This is a genomic window from Microbacterium umsixpiens (genome assembly GCF_053543675.1).
The window spans coordinates 4,789-9,925 of the sequence record NZ_JBLVOH010000114.1; the positions used below are offsets into that span (position 1 = coordinate 4,789).

The following is a 5,137-nucleotide window of genomic DNA, read 5'->3' on the forward strand; positions in this document are numbered from 1 at the left end:
CGCCGCGTCGCCTTCCTCGGCCGCAGCATGGTGCGGAACATGACCATCGCCGAGCAGCTCGGCTACCTGAAGGTGCCGGACGGGGTCCTCATCGACTTCAAGAAGGCGCGCGACCTCCCGGACGAGCAGATCGTCTACATGTCGACCGGGTCGCAGGGTGAGCCGATGGCGGTGTTGAGCCGCATGGCGAACATGGACCACGCGATCGAGATCAGCGAGGGCGACACCGTCATCCTCGCCTCCAGCCTCATCCCGGGCAACGAGAACGCCGTCTACCGCGTGATCGACGGGCTGACCAAGCTCGGCGCCAACGTCGTGCACAAGGCCAACGCGAAGGTGCACGTCTCCGGGCATGCCGCCGCCGGCGAGCTGATCTACTGCTACAACATCCTGAAGCCCAAGAACGTCCTTCCGGTGCACGGCGAGTACCGCCATCTCATCGCGAACGCCAAGCTCGCGCAGGACACCGGCGTCCCGGAGTCGAATACGATCATCGCCTCGAACGGCACCGTGATCGATCTCAAGGACGGCGTGGCGAGCGTCGTCGGCCAGCTGGATCTCGGGTTCGTCTACGTGGACGGCTCTTCGGTCGGAGCGATCACCGATGCCGACCTCAAGGATCGACGCATCCTCGCCGAGGAGGGCTTCATCTCGGTGATCGTCGTCGTGGATGCCGCGACCGGCCGCATCATCTCCGGTCCTGAGATCCACGCGCGTGGTGTGGCCGAAGATGACTCCGTGTTCGATGACGTCGCGCCGAAGATCGTCGCGGCGCTCAAGGAGGCGGCCGGCAACGGGGTGCGCGACACCCACTCGCTGTCTCAGGTCGTGCGACGCACGATCGGGCGCTGGGTCAACCAGCGACTCCGCCGTCGTCCGATGATCGTCCCGCTCGTCATCGAGGCGTGACGGTCGCTCGGTATTCACGGTCGGCCGTCATCCCGGCGTAACACCCCGGTTCTATGCTCGCGGCATGGACAGCGGCTTTGCCCTTCGCAGGGCGGCGCAGACTGATGCGATGTTCCTCGGCGACATGCTCGTCGAGGCCGCCAACTGGCGCGCCGGGGGAGTGCGTCCGCGGCATGAGGTGTTGAACTCTGCCGACCATCGGCGCTATCTCGCGGGGTGGAAGCGCATGGCCGATGACGGGCTGGTGGCCACCGGTGAACACGAGGTGCCCGTGGGTGCGGCCTGGTATCGCGTGCTCCCGCAGAATGCGCCGGGGTTCGGCTTCGTCGGCGTCGCCGTTCCGGAGCTGATCATCGGCGTGCATCCGCTCTGGCGTGCACGCGGTGTCGGACGCGCTCTCCTGCGCGGTGTCATCGAGCTCGCCGGTACGCAGGGGCATGCGCGGATCAGCCTGAGCGTCGAACGCGACAACTTCGCCCGCAATCTGTATCGCGCCGAGGGGTTCGCCCTCGTGGCGGAAGGAGAGTCGCGCGACACCATGGCGCGTCGGACCCGGTAGTCAGCGTCGCGAGGATCGGTGGAAAGCCGCGTCATTACGCGGAGATGTCGGCCGTTGGTCGTAACGTGAGAGCATGGCCAGGAGTACCACGAAGACAGAGCGCGCGTCGACCAGCGCACCGTCGCGCCCCAAGCGGCAGACGGCTCCCAAGGCCCAGCCCGCACCGAAGAAGTACATCGACGAGGCAGACAAGCCTCCGGTGGCAGTCCGGGCATGGATCGGACTCGCCCACGGCGTCGGCGGACTCTTCCGCGCCTTCGGGCCTGAGGCGCTGGAGAAGGACGACCGCCGCGACGGCTTCCCGTTCCTCCTCGTGCTGCTCGCGGCTCTCGGCGCCGTGAACGAGTGGGTCTTCATCGGCAACGAGGTGGCCGAGAACATCAGTGCCTACTCGGTTGGGCTGCTCGTCGGCAGGGTGGCGTTCATCATGCCCCTGCTTCTGCTGGTACTGGCTGGTTGGCTGTTCCGTCACCCCGCGTCGGTTCACGACAACGGACGCATCGGCTTCGGTTTCGGCCTGTTCGTGATCTCCCTGGCAGGTTTCTGCCATGTCGCCGGTGGACAACCACAGCCCCAGCCGAACATCACGGCGTTGAACACGGGAGGCGGGTTGCTCGGGTGGTTGGTGGGGCAGCCGCTGACTTACCTCACGAATATCCCTGCCTACATCGTGCTCGCGTTGCTGACGGCACTCAGCATCCTGATCCTCACCAAGACACCGCCGAACCGCATCGGTCGGCGCCTCGGCGATCTCTACGCCTGGATGTTCGACGCCGAGCGTCCGGAGAAGCCCGCCAAAGACGCCGCCGCAATCGATGAGGCTGACAAGGTCGACGACCCCGACGTGCTGCCCTGGTGGCGACGCAACAAGACGGGTCGGGAAGAAGACCCTGACGAGGGCACTCTCGGCTCCGACGACATCACGGCGCTGCTCACGACAACCGACCCGACTCCGGCCTACGACCAGGCGGTCGTCGTCGAGAATCCCTACGATGCCGCCACCGAGGTGCTGTCCGAGGTTCGTTCGGTCGCCGATTCGCTCGCCGAGCAGCAGACCACGGCGCTCCTCGACGATTCCTCCGACACGGGCGAGGCACCGGAGCTTCCCGGCCTCGACGGCTTCGGTACAGACGGTCCGGGCGACCGGGGTCCGCAGGCTCCCGTGACGCCGTACATCCTGCCCTCTCCGGGCCTCCTCGTCGAGGGCCCGCCGCCGGTTCTTCGTTCCGAGGCCACCGACAAGGTGATCGAGCAGATCACCAGCGTGCTGACGCAGTTCAAGGTCGACGCGAAGGTCACCGGCTTCTCGCGCGGGCCGACGGTCACGCAGTACGAGGTCGAAGTCGGTCACGGCGTCAAGGTCGAGAAGATCCTACAGCTGAGCAACAACTTCGCCTATGCCGTGGCATCGAACGACGTCCGCATCCTCTCGCCGATCCCCGGCAAGAGCGCGATCGGCATCGAGATCCCCAACGCCGACAAGGAGATGGTCGCGCTCGGCGACGTCCTCCGGTCGCCGGCCGCGCAGAAGAGCACGCACCCGATGACCATCGGCGTCGGCAAAGATGTCGGTGGCAACATCGTCATCGCGAACCTCGCCAAGATGCCGCACCTCCTGGTCGCCGGTTCCACGGGTTCCGGTAAGTCGAGCTTCGTGAACTCCATGATCACGAGCCTGCTCATGCGGGCTCGCCCCGCGGACGTGCGTATGGTCCTGATCGACCCGAAGCGCGTGGAGCTCACGAGTTACGCCGGCGTCCCGCACCTCATCACGCCCATCATCACGAACCCGAAGAAGGCAGCCGAGGCGCTGCAGTGGGTCGTGAAGGAGATGGACATGCGGTACGACGACCTTGCGTCGTTCGGCTTCCGTCACATCGACGACTTCAACCGCGCCGTGCGCGCCGGCGAAGTCGAACTCCCTGTGGGCAGCGAGCGAGTTCTCAAGCCGTACCCGTACCTCCTCGTCGTGGTCGACGAGCTGGCCGACCTGATGATGGTCGCGCCTCGTGACGTGGAGGACTCGATCGTCCGCATCACGCAGCTCGCGCGAGCTTCGGGTATCCACCTGGTCCTCGCCACGCAGCGCCCCAGTGTCGACGTGGTCACCGGTCTCATCAAGGCCAACGTGCCGTCCCGTCTCGCCTTCGCTGTCACGAGCGTCACCGACAGCCGCGTCATCCTGGACAGCCCCGGGGCCGACAAGCTGATCGGGCAGGGCGACGCGCTGTTCTCGCCGATGGGATCGTCGAAGCCGTTCCGTCTGCAGGGTGCGTGGGTCGATGAGAAGGAGATCGACGCCGTCGTCAAGCACGTCACCCGTCAGGCTCGGCCGGACTACCGACCCGATGTGCAGGAGGCGATGGAGCCGACGAAGAAGAAGGAAGTCGACGAAGACATCGGCGACGACCTGGAGCTTCTGCTCGCCGCAGCCGAGCTCATCGTCTCTTCACAGTTCGGCTCCACGTCGATGCTGCAGCGCAAGCTGCGTGTCGGCTTCGCCAAGGCGGGTCGCCTGATGGACCTTCTGGAATCGCGCGAGATCGTCGGGCCCTCGGAGGGCTCCAAGGCCCGCGACGTGCTGGCCACGGCCGAGCAGCTCCCGCAGGTGATGGCGAAGCTGCGCGGAGACGATGCTCCCGGGGCCTCCCCGGCTCCGGCTGCTCCGGCAGCCCCTCCGGTTCCTCCGATGCCTCAGATGCCTCAGCCGCATGATCCGATCGCCGCCCAGTATGAAGGACTCCCCGAGGTGGAGGCCGACGGCGGCGACGAAGACGCCTGGGGCCTGACGGGGCGCGACTGATGACGATTCCTCGGCAGCTGCCCAACGCCATCACCGTCGCGCGTATCCCGCTGGCGGTCATCTTCTTCGTCCTGCTGCTGTTCGGTGGCACCTACGGACTCCCCGAGCCCGGCCTCCGCTGGGCGGCCGCCATCATCTTCATCGTCGGGATCTCCACCGACTGGGTCGACGGCTACCTCGCACGGAAGTACGACATCGTCAGCGACTTCGGCAAACTCTGGGACCCGATCGCCGACAAGATGCTCACCGGAGCGGGCTTCATCGGCCTCGCCATCCTCGGTGAGGTCAGTTGGTGGATCGTCGCGATCATCCTCGTCCGTGAGTGGGGGATCACGATCCACCGTCTCATGGTCGCGAGCGAGCATGTGGTCGCGGCTGCCTGGATGGGCAAGATCAAGACGGCGTTCCAGGGGGTCGCACTCGGGTGGGCGTTGCTTCCCCTACACGTCCTCATCGGCCTCGATGCCTGGACGCTGATCACCTTCATCCTGATGGTCATTGTCCTCGTGCTCACGGTGGCGAGCGGGATCGACTACATCGTCGCGCAGGCACGCGGATCGCGCCAGAAGCAGGCATGAGCGACGCGGGCGCCGCCGCACTGCTGTCGGCTCTGACACACCGCGGTTGGACTCTGGGCGTCGCCGAGTCGCTCACGGGCGGCGCGCTGTGCGCCGAGATCGTGTCGGCTCCGGGGGCTTCCGCGGTCTTGCTCGGTGGTGTGGTGGCCTATGCGACCCCGGTCAAGGCGACGGTCCTCGGTGTGGATGCCGAGCTCCTCGCTGCTCACGGGCCGGTCCACCCGCAGGTCGCCTTGCAGATGGCAGACGGCGTGCGCCGCGTCGTGAACGTAGACGGAGTCCCGGGGG

Annotated in this window: 5 protein-coding genes; all 5 read left to right on the plus strand. The window is 66.6% G+C overall.

Annotated elements, in window-relative coordinates; translation table 11 throughout:
- Positions 1-909, plus strand: a 909-nt coding sequence (locus ACNPM4_RS11420; RefSeq protein WP_448985785.1) for a ribonuclease J, incomplete at its 5' end; no start/stop codon positions are given.
- A 64-nt stretch (positions 910-973) separates the two neighbouring features.
- Positions 974-1,468: a GNAT family N-acetyltransferase gene (locus ACNPM4_RS11425; protein WP_448985786.1), complete on the plus strand. Its 495-nt coding sequence runs from the start codon at positions 974-976 to the stop codon at positions 1,466-1,468.
- Between the two features lie 73 nt (positions 1,469-1,541).
- Positions 1,542-4,271 carry a DNA translocase FtsK gene (locus ACNPM4_RS11430; protein ID WP_448985787.1) on the plus strand — a complete coding sequence of 910 codons (2,730 nt, stop codon included), beginning with the start codon at positions 1,542-1,544 and terminating at the stop codon, positions 4,269-4,271.
- A complete protein-coding gene (pgsA, locus tag ACNPM4_RS11435; protein WP_400858739.1) occupies positions 4,271-4,849 on the plus strand; it encodes a CDP-diacylglycerol--glycerol-3-phosphate 3-phosphatidyltransferase in 579 nt (192 codons plus the stop codon). Before ACNPM4_RS11430 ends, pgsA begins: the two co-directional genes overlap by 1 nt.
- Positions 4,846-5,137 (plus strand): CinA family protein (locus ACNPM4_RS11440; protein WP_448985788.1); only part of this gene is annotated, 292 nt, incomplete at its 3' end. The genes pgsA and ACNPM4_RS11440, both read left to right, overlap by 4 nt.

Excerpts from the sequence above, each read along its gene's own strand:
- ACNPM4_RS11425 (WP_448985786.1), top strand. The coding sequence starts at position 974 with ATGGACAGCGGCTTTGCCCTTCGCAGGGCGGCGCAGACTGATGCGATG.
- ACNPM4_RS11430 (WP_448985787.1), top strand. The coding sequence starts at position 1,542 with ATGGCCAGGAGTACCACGAAGACAGAGCGCGCGTCGACCAGCGCACCG.
- pgsA (WP_400858739.1), top strand. The coding sequence starts at position 4,271 with ATGACGATTCCTCGGCAGCTGCCCAACGCCATCACCGTCGCGCGTATC.